The following is a 15,205-nucleotide window of genomic DNA, read 5'->3' on the forward strand; positions in this document are numbered from 1 at the left end:
TTTTCGTAATAGGCTCCGGCCCGAGGGGGGACAGGTCCGGTAACGGACCGGTGGAGGAGCCGGGAAGACCCCGGTCACACCTTGCTCAGGAGCTCAGACGTCATGACAGCCGAATACGATCTCGTGGTGATCGGCGGGGGCATCAACGGAACCGGGATTGCGCGCGACGCGGCGGGCCGTGGCCTTTCTACCCTTCTCGTGGAGATGGGCGACCTGGCGGGCGCCACCTCGTCTGCCTCGACCAAACTGATCCACGGCGGCCTGCGCTATCTCGAGTATCACGAGTTCTCTCTGGTGCGGAAAGCCCTGAAGGAACGCGAGGTTCTCTGGCAGATCGCGCCGCATATCGCATGGCCCCTGCGTTTCGTCCTTCCCCATCACAAGGGCCTGCGGCCGGCCTGGTTCCTGCGTCTCGGGCTCTTCCTCTATGACCATCTGGGCGGCCGCGAGCGGCTGCCGGCCACCCGCAGGGTGCGCCTCGACAAGGGGACGCTCGCGGGGGGACTGAAGCCGGGGTTTCGTTTCGGGTTCGAATATTCCGACTGCTGGGTCGATGACGCGCGCCTTGTGGTGCTCAACGCCCGGGACGCGGCCGATCGCGGGGCGCGCATTCTCACCCGGACGCGTTGCGTGAGCGCGAAACGGGACGGGGAACGCTGGCGGATCGTCCTGGAAGACGCCGTGACCGGAGAGCGTCGCGAGGTGCTGGCGCGGGCCCTGGTCAACGCGGCGGGACCCTGGGTCGACCGCATGGCAGGCGAGATGTCATCGACCGGTGCGGGCAAGGGCATTCGCCTGGTGCGCGGGAGCCATATCGTGGTGCCGCGCCTGTTTGCGCATGACCGTTGCTTCATCTTCCAGAATGGCGATGGCCGGATCGTCTTTGCCATTCCCTACGAGCAGGACTTCACCCTCGTCGGCACCACCGACGTGGATCACGGCGGAGACCTGAGCCAGGTGCGGATCTCGCAGGACGAGACCGATTACCTCTGCCGGGCGGTCAGCGAGTATCTGCGCCGGCCGGTGCGCCCGGAGGATGTGGTGCACAGCTTCTCCGGTGTGCGCCCGCTGGTGGATGATGGCGCCGAGGACGCCAAGGCCGCGACGCGCGACTACGTGCTCGATCTGGAGACCGACAAGGGGCGGACACCGCTGCTCTCGGTCTATGGCGGCAAGATCACGACCTATCGCAAGCTGGCCGAGGAGGCGATGGCGCGTCTCGGCTCCGCGATCCCAGTCGAGGATTGCAGCTGGACCGGGGACGTGCCGCTGCCGGGAGGCGATTTCTCCGTCGACGCGCGTGGCGATCTGGGAGACGGCCTTCGTGCGGCCTATCCGTTCCTGGGCGAGGCCCATGCGGAGCGGCTGGTCCGGCTCTACGGGCTCGACGCCTGGCGGGTGCTGGGCGATGCGCGGGCCGTGGCGGATCTGGGCCGGGACTTCGGGGCGACGCTGCATGCCCGCGAAGTGCACTGGCTGATGGACCGGGAATGGGCGCGCAGCGCCGAGGACATCCTGTGGCGACGGACCAAGCTCGGCCTGCGTCTCACGGTGGAGGAGGCCGGCGCGCTACAGGAATATGTGGAGGAGCGGCTTGCCGCCACGCGGGTGGACGCCGCATAACTTGAACCAGCAACAAGAGCGGAGCCGGGCCGGGAAGGGCCCGGTATCCGGTGCATGACAGGGGAGGAATTCATGGCGGGGCACATTCTGGCAATCGACCAGGGCACGACCTCCAGCCGCGCGATCGTCTTCGATCGGGACATGGATGTGTGCGGGGTCGGACAGGAGGAGTTCACCCAGCATTTTCCGAAGTCGGGCTGGGTTGAACACGAGCCGGATGATCTGTGGCAGAGCACGGTCCGGGTCTGCCGCGCAGCGCTCGACAAGGCCGGCCTGAGCGCGGCCGACATTTCCGCGATCGGCATCACCAATCAGCGCGAGACGGTGGTCGTCTGGGACCGCAAGACCGGCAAGCCCGTCTACCGGGCGATCGTCTGGCAGGATCGGCGCAGTGCGGCCCTGTGCGAAAGCCTGCGGGCCGCTGGTCACGAGGCCCTGTTCACGAGCCGCACCGGCCTGCTGCTTGACCCCTATTTTTCCGGCACGAAGCTCGCCTGGGTCCTCGACAATGTGGAGGGTGCCCGCGCCCGGGCCGAGGCCGGCGAACTGGCCTTCGGCACGGTGGACAGCTGGCTGATCTGGAACCTCACCGACGGGGCGCGCCATGTCACCGATGCGACGAATGCGTCGCGCACCCTGCTCTTCAACATCCATGAGAACCGCTGGGACGCGGAGCTCTGCGGTCTTCTCGATGTTCCGGTCGCGATGCTGCCCGAGGTGCTGGACAGCGCCGATGACTTCGGCATGGCGCGGGCGGATCTCTTCGGCGCGGAAATTCCGATCCGAGGGGTTGCCGGCGACCAGCAGGCGGCGACTGTGGGTCAGGCCTGCTTCAAGCCGGGCATGGTCAAGTCGACCTATGGTACGGGCTGCTTTGCGCTGATCAATACGGGCACCCAGCCGGTGGCCTCGCAGAACCGCCTGCTCACCACCGTGGCCTACCGGCTCAACGGCCAGTCGACCTATGCGCTCGAGGGCTCGATCTTCGTGGCTGGCGCTGCGGTGCAGTGGCTGCGCGACGGGCTCGGGATCATTTCCAAGGCCGGCGAGACCCAGGCGCTGGCCGAACAGGCCGCCGGGCGGGACCGGCTCTATCTGGTGCCGGCCTTCGTCGGCCTGGGGGCGCCCTACTGGGATCCGGAAGCGCGCGGTGCGGTCTTCGGCCTGACCCGTGACAGCGGGCCGGCGGATTTCGCAAGGGCGGCGCTGGAAAGCGTGGGCTATCAGACCCGCGACCTGATCTCGGCGATGCAGTCGGACTGGGCGTCGAGCGGGGAAACCGTGCTGCGGGTCGACGGCGGCATGACCGCGTCCGACTGGACCATGCAGTTCCTCGCCGACATCCTGGATGCCCCGGTCGACCGGCCGAAGGTTCTGGAGACCACCGCCCTGGGGGCCGCCTGGCTGGCGGGCCAGCATGTCGGGGTCTGGCCCGGCATGGAAGAATTCTCCGCCCACTGGCGTCTGGATCGCCGATTCCTTCCGGAGATGAGCACAGATGTGAGAACAAGGCTTCTCGGTGGCTGGCAGGATGCGGTGCGCCGGACCCGTGGAGCGCTGGTCTGACCGGACTGGCCACATCGTTGAAACAACTTGGTCCAGGTTCCGGAAGACCTGTCCGGAACCTGGACAAGATTGGCGGACTGAAAGGTCTGTGAAGTATTTTTCAGTCTCTGAAATATCTTCAACTTGGAAATGGTTTTGCGTAATCGCAAAATTAACCCCTTAGCGAATTTCCCGATCACGCTCTCCCTGATAATAAAAATTCCCTGAATCCGTAAATTTAGGAATGTTTCGCCTATTGATTTAGGCGAAAAAACGGACTTAGTTTGGCATGCCCCGGGCAGAGAACTGCCGTTTTTCCGAATTCGGCCTCCGGGGAGCTTCATCAAGGGGAGAACAGTTTGATGAATATCACTAAGTCGCTGAAGGCCACCCTTCTCGGTGCCAGCCTTGCCGTGATCGCCGCCTCCGGCGCATCCGCCAAGACCCTGGTCTATTGCTCCGAAGGGTCTCCGGAAGGCTTTGATGCCGCGCTCTACACCGCCGGCACCACTTTCGACGCTTCTTCCAAGCCGATCTACAACCGTCTCGTCGAATTCAAGCGCGGCACCACCGAAGTGCAGCCGGGCCTCGCCGAGAGCTGGGAAGTTTCCGAAGACGGGCTGGAATACACCTTCAACCTGCGCAAGGGCGTCAAGTTCCACACCACCAGCTTCTTCACGCCGTCGCGCGACTTCAACGCCGATGACGTGATCTTCTCGTTCAAGCGTCAGCAGGACGCAACGAGCCCCTGGTACGAGTACACCGCAGGCGCTTCCTGGGAATACTTCAACGGCATGTCCATGCCGGACCTCATCCAGGACATGGTCAAGGTTGACGATTACACCGTCAAGTTCGTGCTGAAGCGTCCGGAAGCTCCGATGCTGGCGAACCTGGCCATGGACTTCGCGTCCATCATGTCCGCCGAATATGCCGATGCCCTGGCTTCCGCCGGCAAGATGGAAATGCTGAACCAGGAGCCGGTCGGCACCGGTCCGTTCTCCTTCGTCGGCTACCAGAAGGACGCCGTCATCCGCTACGCAGCCTTCGCTGACTACTGGGGTGGCAAGCAGCCGGTCGACAACCTGATCTTCGCGATCACCCCGGATGCAGCCGTTCGCCTGCAGAAGCTGAAGGCTGGCGAATGCCACGTGATGCCGTACCCGGCACCGGCCGACATCGCCGACATCCAGGCTGACAGCTCGCTGACCATGATGGAACAGCAGGGTCTGAACGTTGGCTACCTGGCCTACAACACCAAGCAGGCTCCGTTCGACAAGCCGGAAGTCCGCAAGGCGCTGAACCACGCCATCAACAAGCAGGCCATTCTGGACGCCGTGTTCCAGGGTTCGGGCGTTGCCGCCAAGAACCCGATCCCGCCCACCATGTGGTCCTATAACGACGCTGTCGAAGACGATGCCTTCGATCCGGAACTGGCCAAGAAGATGCTCGCCGACGCCGGCGTCACCGACCTGTCCATGAAGATCTGGGCCATGCCGGTTCAGCGTCCGTACAACCCGAACGCCCGTCGTATGGCTGAAGTCATGCAGGCCGATTTCGGCAAGATCGGCGTGAACGTGGAAATCGTGTCCTACGAATGGGGTGAATACCTGTCCCGTTCCAAGGCCGAAGACCGCGACGGCGCCGTCCTGCTCGGCTGGACCGGTGACAACGGCGACCCGGACAACTTCCTGGCCGTTCTGCTCGGCTGCGACGGTGTGGGCGGTTCCAACCGTGCACAGTGGTGCAACGACGAGTTCGAAGCCCTGATCCAGAAGGCCAAGGTCGTTTCCAGCAAGGAAGAGCGCACCAAGCTTTATGAAGAAGCTCAGGTTGTCTTCAAGCGGGAAGCTCCGTGGGCGACCATCGCTCACTCCACCGTCTTCATGCCCATGTCCTCCAAGGTGTCCGGCTATGTCATGGACCCGCTGGGTGGCCACTGGTTTGACGGCGTGGACATCGCGGAGTAAAAGCGCTCCCACCTCAGACGCCGGCGAGGCTTCCTCGCCGGCGTTCTTCCTTTTGCGGCCGGCTGAGACTCTAGGTAAATCTGACGAGTCTCGCTGGTTCTTCGTATCCGGAACCCAAAAATGTTTCGCTTTCTCATCGGCCGTCTCGGCCTGCTGATCCCGACCTTCTTTGGGGTGACGCTCGTCGCGTTCTGGTTCATCCGGCTGCTGCCGGGCGACCCGCTCGATCTTCTCGCCGGCGAACGGGGCATGGACCCCGAGCGCAAGGCTCAGCTCATGGCCCAGATGGGCTTCGACAAACCCTGGTGGCAGCAGTACTTCGACTATGTCATCAACATCTTCCACGGTGACCTCGGGGTGTCCTTCGCTTCGAAGAAGCCGGTGCTCGTGGAGTTCCTGACGCTGTTCCCGGCCACGGTCGAACTGTCGCTCTGCGCCATCATCATCGCCATCTGCCTGGGCATTCCGGCCGGCATCTTCGCCGCCGTGAAGCGTGGCTCGGCCGCCGACCAGGCCATCATGGGCACCGCGCTCGTCGGGTATTCCATGCCGATCTTCTGGTGGGGCCTGCTGCTCATCATCCTCTTCTCCGGCATCCTGCAGTGGACGCCCGTCTCGGGCCGCATCTCGCTGATGTATTTCTTCCCGCAGGTGACCGGCTTCATGCTGATCGACAGCCTGCTGTCTGGGGAAAAGGGTGCCTTCGCCTCGGCGCTCAGCCACCTGATCCTGCCCTCGATCGTTCTGGCGACCATTCCGCTGGCGGTGATTGCCCGCCAGACCCGGTCGGCCATGCTCGAGGTGCTTGGTGAAGACTATGTGCGCACCGCGCGGGCCAAGGGCCTGTCGCCGGCCCGCGTCATCGGCCTGCATGCCCTGCGCAATGCGCTCATTCCGGTCATCACCACCATCGGCCTGCAGGTCGGGGTGCTGCTGGCGGGGGCCATCCTCACGGAGACCATCTTCTCCTGGCCGGGCATCGGCAAGTGGCTGGTCGACAGCATTTCGCGCCGTGACTATTTCGTGGTGCAGGGCGGACTTCTGCTGATCGCCGGCATCATCATGGTCGTGAACCTGATCGTGGACCTGCTCTATGGTCTGATCAATCCGCGCATCCGTCACAACTGACGCGGGGAAGAACAAGAATGACAAAATCAACTTCTACGGAGCTGGCGACGGAAACCGTGCTCGAGCGCGAGAGCCGCAACGCCACCAAGGCCATGCTGACCGAGTTCTGGTACTACTTCTCCCAGAACAAGGGGGCCGTGATCGGCCTTGTCGTCTTTGCCGTGCTCGTCGCCGTGGCGCTCCTCGCGCCGCTGGTTGCGCCCCATGACCCGGACGTCCAGTACCGCGACGCCCTTCTGCAGCCGCCCTTCTGGCAGGACGGCGGCAGCTTCGCCTTCCCGCTGGGAACGGATGCGGTCGGCCGCGACATCCTTTCGCGCCTGATCTTCGGTTCGCGTTTCTCGCTCTTCATCGGCGTGGTTGTCGTGACCATTGCTCTGGTCGGCGGCATTGTCATCGGTCTGGTGGCCGGTTACGCCCGCGGGTGGGTCGACACGCTGATCATGCGCGTGATGGACATCATCCTGGCCTTCCCGTCCCTGCTGCTGGCGCTGGTGCTCGTCGCCATCCTCGGCCCGGGCCTGGTGAATGCGATGATCGCCATTGCCATCGTGCTGCAGCCGCATTTCGTGCGTCTGACCCGTGCGGCGGTGCTGGCGGAAGTGAACCGGGACTATGTGGTCGCCGCCCGCGTGGCCGGTGCCGGCCACCTGCGCCTGATGTTCAAGACCATCCTGCCGAACTGTCTGGCGCCCCTGATCGTTCAGGCAACCCTGTCCTTCTCCAACGCCATTCTCGATGCGGCAGCCCTCGGCTTCCTGGGCATGGGTGCCCAGCCGCCCACTCCGGAATGGGGCACGATGCTTGCGGAAGCCCGCGAGTTCATCCTGCGCGCCTGGTGGGTCGTGACCTTCCCGGGCCTGGCCATCCTGATCACCGTGCTGGCGATCAACTTGGTGGGCGACGGTCTGCGCGATGCCCTCGATCCGAAGCTGAAGAGGAGCTAAGCCCATGCCGCTTCTTGAAATTCGCAACCTGAAGGTCGAGTTTGCCACCGCCAAGGGTCCGTTCAAGGCTCTCGATGGCGTCGACTATACCGTGGAAGCCGGCGAAGTGCTGGCCATCGTGGGCGAGTCCGGTTCGGGCAAGTCCGTGGCCATGCTCGCCGTGATGGGTCTTCTGCCGGACACGGCGACGATCACTGCCGACAAGATGGAATTTGAGGGTCGCGACCTTCGAACCCTGTCGGCCAAGGAACGTCGCAAGGTCATCGGCAAAGACATCTCGATGATCTTCCAGGAGCCGATCGCCAGCCTGAACCCGTGCTTCACGGTCGGGCACCAGCTGGAAGAAACCCTGAAAGCCCACACCACGCTGGGCCGCCGCGAGCGCAAGGCGCGGGTCATCGAGCTGATGAAGGCCGTGGGCCTGCCCAAGCCCGAAGAGCGCGTCAGCGCCTTCCCGCACCAGATGTCGGGCGGCCAGTGCCAGCGCGTGATGATCGCCATGGCGATTGCCTGTGCGCCGAAGCTGCTGATCGCCGACGAGCCGACCACCGCGCTCGACGTGACGATCCAGAAGCAGATCCTGGATCTGCTGGTGAAGCTGCAGCAGGACAGCGGCATGGGCCTCATCATGATCACCCATGACATGGGTGTCGTGGCCGAGACCGCCGACCGGGTGATCGTGCAGTACAAGGGCAACAAGATGGAAGAGGCGGATGTCCTCTCCCTGTTCGAAAACCCGCAGCACGCCTATACCCGCGCGCTGCTTTCCGCCCTGCCGGAAAATGCCACGGGCGACCGTCTGCCGACGGTCAGCGACTTTGTCGGCGCAGGAGGCTTCTGATGAGCGACACCATTCTGAAGGTGCGCGATCTCTATCGCACCTATGACATCAAGGGCGGACTGTTCAAGAAGCCCGGCAAGTTCACCGCCGTGAAGGGCGTGAGCTTCGACGTGGAGCGGGGCTCGACCCTGGCGATCGTCGGGGAATCCGGTTGCGGCAAGTCCACCCTTGCCCGCATGCTGACGATGATCGATGCCCAGACCTCCGGCTCCATCGAGATCGACGGCTTGCCGATCGACATCGCCAAGACCGGGATCTCGAAGGACATGCGCCAGAAGGTGCAGATCGTCTTCCAGAACCCCTATGGCTCGCTGAACCCGCGCCAGAAGATCGGCCACGTGCTGGAAGAGCCGCTGCTGCTCAACACCAGCATGCCGGCTGCCGAGCGGCGGGATCTGGCGCTGGAAATGCTCACGAAGGTAGGTCTCCAGCCGGAGCATTACGGCCGCTATCCGCACATGTTCTCCGGTGGTCAGCGACAGCGCATCGCCATCGCCCGGGCCATCATGATGAAGCCGAAGCTGCTGGTTCTCGACGAGCCGGTCTCGGCGCTCGACCTTTCCGTGCAGGCGCAGATCCTCAATCTGCTCAAGGACCTGCAGGACGAGATGGGCCTGACCTACATCTTCATCTCGCACGATCTGTCCGTGGTGCGCTATCTCGCGGACAAGGTGATGGTGATGTATTTCGGCGAAGTGGTGGAATACGGCACCCGCGACGAGGTCTTCGGCGATCCGAAGCACGAGTATACGCGCACGCTGTTTGCCGCGACGCCGAACGCCGATGTGGACAGCATCAAGGCACGGCTCGCGAAAAAGGTCGCCTGAGGCGCCCGGCTTTAACGAGATCACGAGAAGGCGGAGCCGCAAGGCTCCGCCTTTTTTCGTTTCAGGGGAGGGGCACGGGAACGCAGGTCGGGCGGTGGCGAGTAAGGCGCGGTGCCGCCGTCGAATGCTGCCCTCGGCATTCGGGCTGCCTTTCCTGCCGTCATCCCTGCGCAGGCAGGAATCCAGTAACCGGCTGAGGCTGCTTCCTTTTTCGGCAACCCGCGTCGCTGGTTGCCGGATCCTCGGCACAGGGCCGAGGATGACGACCGAGAGGGGAGGAGGACGGAGGAGAGGGGGCGAAGGAGAGGGCGAACATAACGGTGGTGAGGACGAGGACGAAAGAGGGTCCGAGGGTGGGGGTGGAGACGGGGGCAGTTTTCTCTTGCCTGTTTCGATAATTCGACTATTCTCGAATTATGCAAAAGGAAAACGCACTTGAGGCCCTGGCGGCGCTGGGGCAGGAAACGCGGCTGGATGTGTTCCGCCTGCTGGTGGAGGCGGGCCCGGAGGGCTTGACCGCCGGAGCCGTGTCGGAGGGGCTGGGTGTCAGGGCCAATACCCTGTCGACCCATCTGGGGGTGCTCACCCGCTCCGGCCTGATCCGGGCGGAACGGGACGGGCGCTCCATCATCTATCGCGCGGATCTGACGACCATGCAGGAGCTTGTCGCCTATCTGCTGCAGGATTGCTGTGGCGGCCGACCGGACCAGTGCGGGCCGCTGCTCAACCTGTTCGCCTGCGGCAGCAAGGCCGGCTGATCCGTTTTCGCTCCCTTCGCTCGTCCGCCCATCACCCGTTTCAAGACCTGATGCCTCCCGCGCGGAGGCCTGCCGGAGACCGACCGTGACCGCAGCTGATACCTCCCCGCTCGGACTGTTCGAGCGTTATCTTTCCGTCTGGGTTGCCCTGTGCATCGGCGCTGGCGTCGGTCTGGGGCTCCTCGTGCCGGGGGCCTTCTCCGCCATTGCCGCGATGGAATATGCCAACGTCAATCTGGTGGTGGCGGTGTTCATCTGGGTGATGATCTACCCGATGATGGTCAATGTGGACTTCGCCTCCCTGAAGGATGTGGGGCGCAAGCCGAAGGGCCTGTGCATCACGCTGGTGATCAATTGGCTGATCAAGCCCTTCACCATGGCCGCACTCGGCATCCTGTTCTTCGAGCATGTCTTTGCCGGGCTTGTCTCGCCGGAAGACGCCAAGGAATATATCGCGGGCATGATCCTGCTCGGGGTCGCGCCCTGCACGGCGATGGTCTTCGTCTGGAGCCAGCTGGTGCGCGGGGATGCGAACTACACGCTGGTGCAGGTCTCCATCAACGACATCATCATGGTCTTTGCCTTCGCGCCGATCGCGGCCTTCCTGCTGGGGGTGACGGATATCGTCGTGCCCTGGGAAACGCTGCTCTTCTCGGTGCTGCTTTATGTCATCATTCCGCTGGCGGCCGGCTATTTCACCCGCAAGTCCCTGGACCGGAACGGGGATCACGAGCGGATCGCCGCCTTCACCGGCAAGGTGAAGCCCTTCTCCGTGATGGGGCTGCTGGCGACCGTCGTGCTGCTCTTCGGCTTCCAGGCGGGGACCATCGTCGAGGATCCGGCGGTGATCGGCCTGATCGCGGTGCCCCTGCTGGTGCAGAGCTACGGCATTTTCGCCGTCGCCTATCTGTGGGGCTATGTGTGGCGGGTGCCGTTTGCAACCGCCGCGCCGGCCGCCCTCATCGGCACCTCGAATTTCTTCGAACTGGCCGTGGCCGTGGCCATCAGTCTCTTCGGCCTCAATTCGGGGGCGGCGCTGGCGACCGTCGTCGGCGTGCTGGTGGAAGTGCCGGTGATGCTGTCACTCGTGGCCTTCGCCAACCGTACCCGGCACCGCTTCGCCTGATCCGGCCGAGACGATCCTACACAGGCCGCGGCGGGGTCACTTCGGCCACAAGAGACGCCGCCTGACGGCGCATGTAGCGCATGAGGTCGTCCGCCATGGTGCGGGCGACCGTCTCGTCTCCGCTCTCGATCGCCTGCATCAGTTCCAGATGGCCGGTGGCGGCGGCGATCAGGTTGCTCTCGCCCCAGTAGCGGTACCAGAACCTGCGGCTGAGGGTCTGCAGCGGCGCGACCGCCTTGGCCGCGAAGGGATTGCAGGCGGCCACCGCCACGATCTCGTCGAAGATCTTGTCGAGACGCAGGAAGCCGATGGTATCGTTGGCCGAGGCCGCATCGCGCATGGCGGCGGCACAATCATGCAGTTTCTGGCGCTCTTCCCGGCTGGCGAGCCGGGCCGCACTGGTGGTCAGCAGCACCTCCAGCGGATGGCGCGCGTCCATCACGCGGGTGTAGTCGCCGGGGTTGAGCTCGGAGATGACGATGCCCAGGCGCGGGCGGATGGTGACCAGACCCTCCCAGCTCAGGCGCTGGATCGCCTCGCGGATCGGGGTGCGGCCCATGTCGAGTTCCTTCGTCAGGCGCGCTTCTGTCAGGGCCTCGCCGGGCTGCAGGCGCAGGGTGACGATGTCCTCTTCCAGACGGCGATAGGCGCTTTCCGCCAGACTCTGATCTTCGCTCATGGGCGGTCTCCGGTGATGGCGCGCAAGCGATAGCCCGCGACGTGCCGCAGGGCAAATCCGCATTTGAATATGTCTGATATATCACGTGTTGACAAGTGATGGGCGGAAGCGCATCGTGAGCCTCACCTGAAGGGGTGCGGCCGGTCTGTTTCCGGTGCGGGCTCCGCGACAGACACTTGCAAAACCAGTCAGAAGAAGGTCTCCCGTCATGTGGAAGGGCGTATTCCCCGCAGTCACCACCAAGTTCACCGAAGCCGACACGCTGGATCTGGCCGAAAACGAACGCTGCTTCGCGCTGCAGTTCGAGGCCGGCTGCCACGGCATGATCCTCTGCGGTTCGCTGGGCGAAGCCATGGCGCTGGAGCCGGAAGAGAAGCTCGAGCTGCTGAAGCTCGCCAAGAGCGTGGCCGGCGACAAGCCGGTGCTGATGACCGTTTGCGAAAGCTCTACCAGGCGCGCCGCCAAGGCCGCTGAAGCAGCGGCTGCTGCCGGTGCCGCCGGCCTGATGGTGCTGCCGGGCGTGCCCTACAAGTCCGCGCCGCACGAGACCATCGCTCATCTGAAGACCGTGGTGAATGCCGCTGGTCTGCCGTCGATGATCTACAATAACCCGGTTGCCTACGGTGTGGATATCTCTCTCGACATGTTCGAGGAGCTGGCCGGCGAGAAGCATGTGGTGGCCATGAAGGAATCCACCGACGACATCCGCCGGGTGACCGATGTGATCAACCGCTTCGGTGACCGGTTCGACATCTTCACCGGCGTCGACAACCTGGCGCTGGAAAGCCTGGCCATGGGTGCCATCGGCTGGGTGGCCGGTCTCGTGGTCGCCTTCCCGCGGGAAACGGTCGCGATCTATGAGCTGGTGCAGCAGGGCCGCATGGCCGAGGCGCTGGACATCTATCGCTGGTTCCGTCCGCTGCTCGACCTCGATGTCTCCACCAACCTGGTGCAGAACATCAAGCTGGCCGAAGTCCACGCCATCGGTTCCAATGACCGCTGCCGTGCGCCACGCCAGCCGCTGTCGGGTGCCGAGCGCGCCCGCGTCGAGGCCGTGATCACCTCTGCTCTTGCCAAGCGGCCCGAACTGCCGTCCTTCTGAGGATCATGAGCAAGCCCAACGTCACCATCGTCGGGGCCGGCATTGTCGGCCTCGCCACCGCCTCCGTTCTGGTCAGCCGCGGTGCAAGCGTTACGATCATCGATCGGGAAGGTCCGGCCGCGGGTGCCAGTCAGGGCAACGCGGGCGGCATCGCCTGGACCGATGTGTCGCCTCTCGCCTCGCCGGGCATCTGGAAGGATGCGCTGAAGTGGCTGATGGATCCGCTCGGGCCGCTGACCGTGCGCCCGGCCTATGCGCTGAAGATCCTGCCCTGGATGATCCGCTTCCTGGCGGCGTCCGGCAAGGATCAGGTGGCGCGCAGCACCGTGGCGCTGGCGGCGCTGAACGGCTCCGCGCTGCCCGCCTGGGAGCGGGTGTGGAAGCTGACCGGCACCCACAATCAGGTGCGCCGCAACGGCTGCCTGGAAATCTTCGACAACCGGGCCAAGTTCGAGGCCTATCGGGCGACCTGGGCCCAGCAGCGCGACCACGGCATCGAGGTGCGCGAGCTGACCGGCGATCAGATCCGCGACATGGAGCCTGACCTGACGGCGAATATCGTCGGCGGCGGTTTCCTGCCCGGCTGGGCGCAGATGGACGACCCGAAGAAGCTGTGCCTGTCGCTGGCCGACTGGCTGGCGGCGCAAGGGGTGACCTTCGAGGTGGCCAGCGTGTCCGGTGTCTCGGCCACGGCCAACGGCGCGGAGCTTCGCCTGGTCGATGGAACCGTGCGCGGTGTCGAGAAGCTCGTCATTGCCTGCGGGGCCTGGTCCAAGAAGCTGACCGCGCAGCTGGGGGATGCGGTGCCGCTCGACACGGAGCGGGGCTACAACATCACCGTGCCGCAGCCTGGGGTGAGCGTGACCAACTTCATCATGCTGCCGGGCCATGGCTTCGTGCTGTCGCCGCTGGAGACCGGCCTGCGCATCGGCGGCGCGGTGGAATTCGGCGGGCTGGACCTGCCGCCCAACTGGGGCCGGGTGGATGCGATGATCGCCAAGGCGAAGACCATCTATCCGAAGCTCGATGCGTCCACCGGCAAGCGCTGGATGGGCTTCCGCCCCTCCATGCCCGACAGCCTGCCTGTGATCGGGCCGTCTTCGGCAAGCCCGCATATCCTCTATGGTTTCGGCCATGCCCATCACGGCCTGACGGAAGCCGCCACCACCGCGGAAATGCTGACCGCGATGATCTTCAACGAGACGCCCGCCGTCGATCCTTCTCCCTTCAGCGCGACCCGCTTCTAGAGCCCGGAGTTTACCTGTCATGGCCCGCCACACGTTCTTCTGCGTCGATGGTCACACTTGCGGCAATCCGGTGCGTCTGGTGGCCGGGGGCGGACCGCGCATCGAGGCGACTTCCATGTTCGAGCGGCGGCAGAAGTTCATCGCCGCCTATGACTGGATCCGCACCGGGCTGATGTTCGAGCCGCGCGGCCACGACATGATGTCGGGCTCGATCCTCTATCCGCCGTCGTCGGACGACTATGATGTGGGCGTGCTCTACATCGAGACCTCCGGCTGCCTGCCCATGTGCGGGCATGGCACCATCGGCACGGTGACCATGGCGATCGAGGAGGGGCTCCTGACCCCGCAGACGCCGGGTGTGGCGCGGCTGGAAACACCGGCAGGACTGGTGCTTGCCGAATACGAGATGGACGGGGAGTATGTCGCCTCCGTCAAGCTGACCAACGTGCCGTCCTTCCTGGCGGCCGAGGGTCTGGAGATCGACTGCCCGCATTTCGGACGGCTGACCTTCGACGTGGCCTATGGCGGCAATTTCTACGCGATCTTCGAGCCGCAGGAGAATTTCGCCGGGGTTGGCACCGTGGACGTGGACACGCTGGTGCAGGTGAGCCCGAAGCTCAGGACCCTGCTCAACGAAGCCTACGAGATGGTGCATCCGGTCAATCCGGGCATCCGGGGCATCACCCATCTGCAGTGGACCGGACCGGCGACCCAGCCGGAAGCCGATGCACGCAATGCGGTCTTTTATGGCGACAAGGCCATCGATCGCAGCCCCTGCGGCACCGGCACCTCGGCCCGCATGGCGCAGCTGCATGGCAAGGGCCTGTTGAAGGTGGGCGACAGCTTCACCCATGAAAGCGTTATCGGATCGCTGTTCGAGGGCGGGGTGAAGGAAGAGGTGCTGGTGGGCACGAAGCGCGGCATCATCCCCACCATCAAGGGCTGGGCGGTGAAGACGGGAACCAGCATCATCACCCTGGATGAGCGCGATCCCTACATGACCGGCTTCTCGGTGACCGGCACGGGCGTGAAGCGCTATCCGCGGCCTTGAGCGGCGGATCAGAGCGGACCAGTTCCACGGCTGTGCCAATGACGATCTGCGAGACTGGATGGCGCATGATGCTGCCGAGGCCCCTGTGGCGAGCGGGGGGCGGGGCGTTTCTGCACAACCGCACGGCCTTAATCTCTGATTGCAATTAATTCTAATGCACTTAAATTAATTGTGGTTTTCATATTGTCGGAGATTGTGGTGAATTTCAGTCGTATCCTTACTCCCTTCATTCTTTCCATTCTGGTTCTTTTTGCCGGGCAGGCCTCTGCTGCGGGTAGCATGTCCAGAAGGACGATTGTTGTCTACAACAAGGCGCATGGGCCCCAGGTTGAATACTATGCCCCCGACGGGCGGTCTTATCTTT

General features: G+C 64.2%; 13 protein-coding genes. 12 read left to right on the forward strand and 1 reads right to left on the reverse strand.

The annotated features are described in order from the left end of the window. Positions 1 to 102 precede the first annotated feature (102 nt). The 9 genes from glpD (at position 103) to arsB (ending at position 10,762) form a co-directional block, all read left to right on the forward strand. Positions 103 to 1,623 (forward strand): glycerol-3-phosphate dehydrogenase, encoded by a 1,521-nt coding sequence (gene glpD, locus FR728_RS15825; protein ID WP_149893713.1) that lies wholly within the window; start codon positions 103 to 105, stop codon positions 1,621 to 1,623. Between the two features lie 72 nt (positions 1,624 to 1,695). Beyond that, the gene (gene glpK / locus FR728_RS15830; protein WP_149893714.1) at positions 1,696 to 3,189 is read left to right on the forward strand and encodes a glycerol kinase GlpK; all 1,494 of its coding nucleotides are present in this window, start codon (positions 1,696 to 1,698) and stop codon (positions 3,187 to 3,189) included. A gap of 341 nt (positions 3,190 to 3,530) precedes the next feature. Then, positions 3,531 to 5,135: an ABC transporter substrate-binding protein gene (locus FR728_RS15835; protein WP_149893715.1), complete on the forward strand. Its 1,605-nt coding sequence runs from the start codon at positions 3,531 to 3,533 to the stop codon at positions 5,133 to 5,135. Between the two features lie 120 nt (positions 5,136 to 5,255). Next, positions 5,256 to 6,263: an ABC transporter permease subunit gene (locus FR728_RS15840; RefSeq protein ID WP_149893716.1), complete on the forward strand. Its 1,008-nt coding sequence runs from the start codon at positions 5,256 to 5,258 to the stop codon at positions 6,261 to 6,263. A gap of 92 nt (positions 6,264 to 6,355) precedes the next feature. Further along, positions 6,356 to 7,210 carry an ABC transporter permease subunit gene (locus tag FR728_RS15845; protein WP_244304699.1) on the forward strand — a complete coding sequence of 285 codons (855 nt, stop codon included), beginning with the start codon at positions 6,356 to 6,358 and terminating at the stop codon, positions 7,208 to 7,210. 4 nt (positions 7,211 to 7,214) lie between these two features. Further along, complete coding sequence (locus FR728_RS15850; protein WP_149893718.1) at positions 7,215 to 8,051, forward strand: ABC transporter ATP-binding protein; 837 nt, start codon at positions 7,215 to 7,217, stop codon at positions 8,049 to 8,051. Further along, positions 8,051 to 8,878 (forward strand): dipeptide ABC transporter ATP-binding protein, encoded by an 828-nt coding sequence (locus FR728_RS15855; RefSeq protein WP_149893719.1) that lies wholly within the window; start codon positions 8,051 to 8,053, stop codon positions 8,876 to 8,878. Before FR728_RS15850 ends, FR728_RS15855 begins: the two co-directional genes overlap by 1 nt. 416 nt (positions 8,879 to 9,294) lie before the next feature. Further along, positions 9,295 to 9,636, forward strand: a complete 342-nt coding sequence (locus tag FR728_RS15865; RefSeq protein ID WP_149893721.1) for an ArsR/SmtB family transcription factor — start codon at positions 9,295 to 9,297, stop codon at positions 9,634 to 9,636. Between the two features lie 85 nt (positions 9,637 to 9,721). Then, positions 9,722 to 10,762: an ACR3 family arsenite efflux transporter gene (arsB, locus tag FR728_RS15870; RefSeq protein ID WP_149893722.1), complete on the forward strand. Its 1,041-nt coding sequence runs from the start codon at positions 9,722 to 9,724 to the stop codon at positions 10,760 to 10,762. 16 nt (positions 10,763 to 10,778) lie between these two features. On the opposite strand, the gene FR728_RS15875 is transcribed toward arsB, so the two are convergent. Next, positions 10,779 to 11,441, reverse strand: coding sequence for a GntR family transcriptional regulator (locus tag FR728_RS15875; protein ID WP_149893723.1), 663 nt, complete (start codon positions 11,439 to 11,441; stop codon positions 10,779 to 10,781). Between the two features lie 208 nt (positions 11,442 to 11,649). Here FR728_RS15875 and FR728_RS15880 point away from each other — a divergent pair, with 208 nt between their 5' ends. From FR728_RS15880 to FR728_RS15890, 3 genes are read left to right on the forward strand one after another with little or no spacing between them, the layout of a single operon-like run. Next, positions 11,650 to 12,543, forward strand: a complete 894-nt coding sequence (locus FR728_RS15880; protein ID WP_149893724.1) for a dihydrodipicolinate synthase family protein — start codon at positions 11,650 to 11,652, stop codon at positions 12,541 to 12,543. 5 nt (positions 12,544 to 12,548) lie between these two features. Beyond that, entirely contained in the window at positions 12,549 to 13,790 is a 1,242-nt protein-coding gene (locus FR728_RS15885; RefSeq protein ID WP_149893725.1) for an NAD(P)/FAD-dependent oxidoreductase, read from the forward strand. 19 nt (positions 13,791 to 13,809) lie between these two features. Next, positions 13,810 to 14,841, forward strand: coding sequence for a 4-hydroxyproline epimerase (locus FR728_RS15890; protein ID WP_149893726.1), 1,032 nt, complete (start codon positions 13,810 to 13,812; stop codon positions 14,839 to 14,841). The last annotated feature ends 364 nt before the right edge of the window (positions 14,842 to 15,205 follow it).

Origin of the sequence: Roseibium aestuarii (genome assembly GCF_008477545.1) — a bacterium.
GTDB classification, from domain to species: domain Bacteria; phylum Pseudomonadota; class Alphaproteobacteria; order Rhizobiales; family Stappiaceae; genus Roseibium; species Roseibium aestuarii.

What these genes read in the sequence shown, in the direction of transcription:
- FR728_RS15885 (WP_149893725.1), top strand. Translation starts at nt 12,549, where the DNA reads ATGAGCAAGCCCAACGTCACCATCGTCGGGGCCGGCATTGTCGGCCTC.
- FR728_RS15865 (WP_149893721.1), top strand. Translation starts at nt 9,295, where the DNA reads ATGCAAAAGGAAAACGCACTTGAGGCCCTGGCGGCGCTGGGGCAGGAA.
- FR728_RS15875 (WP_149893723.1), bottom strand. Translation starts at nt 11,441, where the DNA reads ATGAGCGAAGATCAGAGTCTGGCGGAAAGCGCCTATCGCCGTCTGGAA.
- glpD (WP_149893713.1), top strand. Translation starts at nt 103, where the DNA reads ATGACAGCCGAATACGATCTCGTGGTGATCGGCGGGGGCATCAACGGA.
- FR728_RS15890 (WP_149893726.1), top strand. Translation starts at nt 13,810, where the DNA reads ATGGCCCGCCACACGTTCTTCTGCGTCGATGGTCACACTTGCGGCAAT.
- FR728_RS15835 (WP_149893715.1), top strand. Translation starts at nt 3,531, where the DNA reads ATGAATATCACTAAGTCGCTGAAGGCCACCCTTCTCGGTGCCAGCCTT.
- FR728_RS15840 (WP_149893716.1), top strand. Translation starts at nt 5,256, where the DNA reads ATGTTTCGCTTTCTCATCGGCCGTCTCGGCCTGCTGATCCCGACCTTC.
- FR728_RS15880 (WP_149893724.1), top strand. Translation starts at nt 11,650, where the DNA reads ATGTGGAAGGGCGTATTCCCCGCAGTCACCACCAAGTTCACCGAAGCC.
- FR728_RS15855 (WP_149893719.1), top strand. Translation starts at nt 8,051, where the DNA reads ATGAGCGACACCATTCTGAAGGTGCGCGATCTCTATCGCACCTATGAC.
- FR728_RS15845 (WP_244304699.1), top strand. Translation starts at nt 6,356, where the DNA reads ATGCTGACCGAGTTCTGGTACTACTTCTCCCAGAACAAGGGGGCCGTG.
- glpK (WP_149893714.1), top strand. Translation starts at nt 1,696, where the DNA reads ATGGCGGGGCACATTCTGGCAATCGACCAGGGCACGACCTCCAGCCGC.
- FR728_RS15850 (WP_149893718.1), top strand. Translation starts at nt 7,215, where the DNA reads ATGCCGCTTCTTGAAATTCGCAACCTGAAGGTCGAGTTTGCCACCGCC.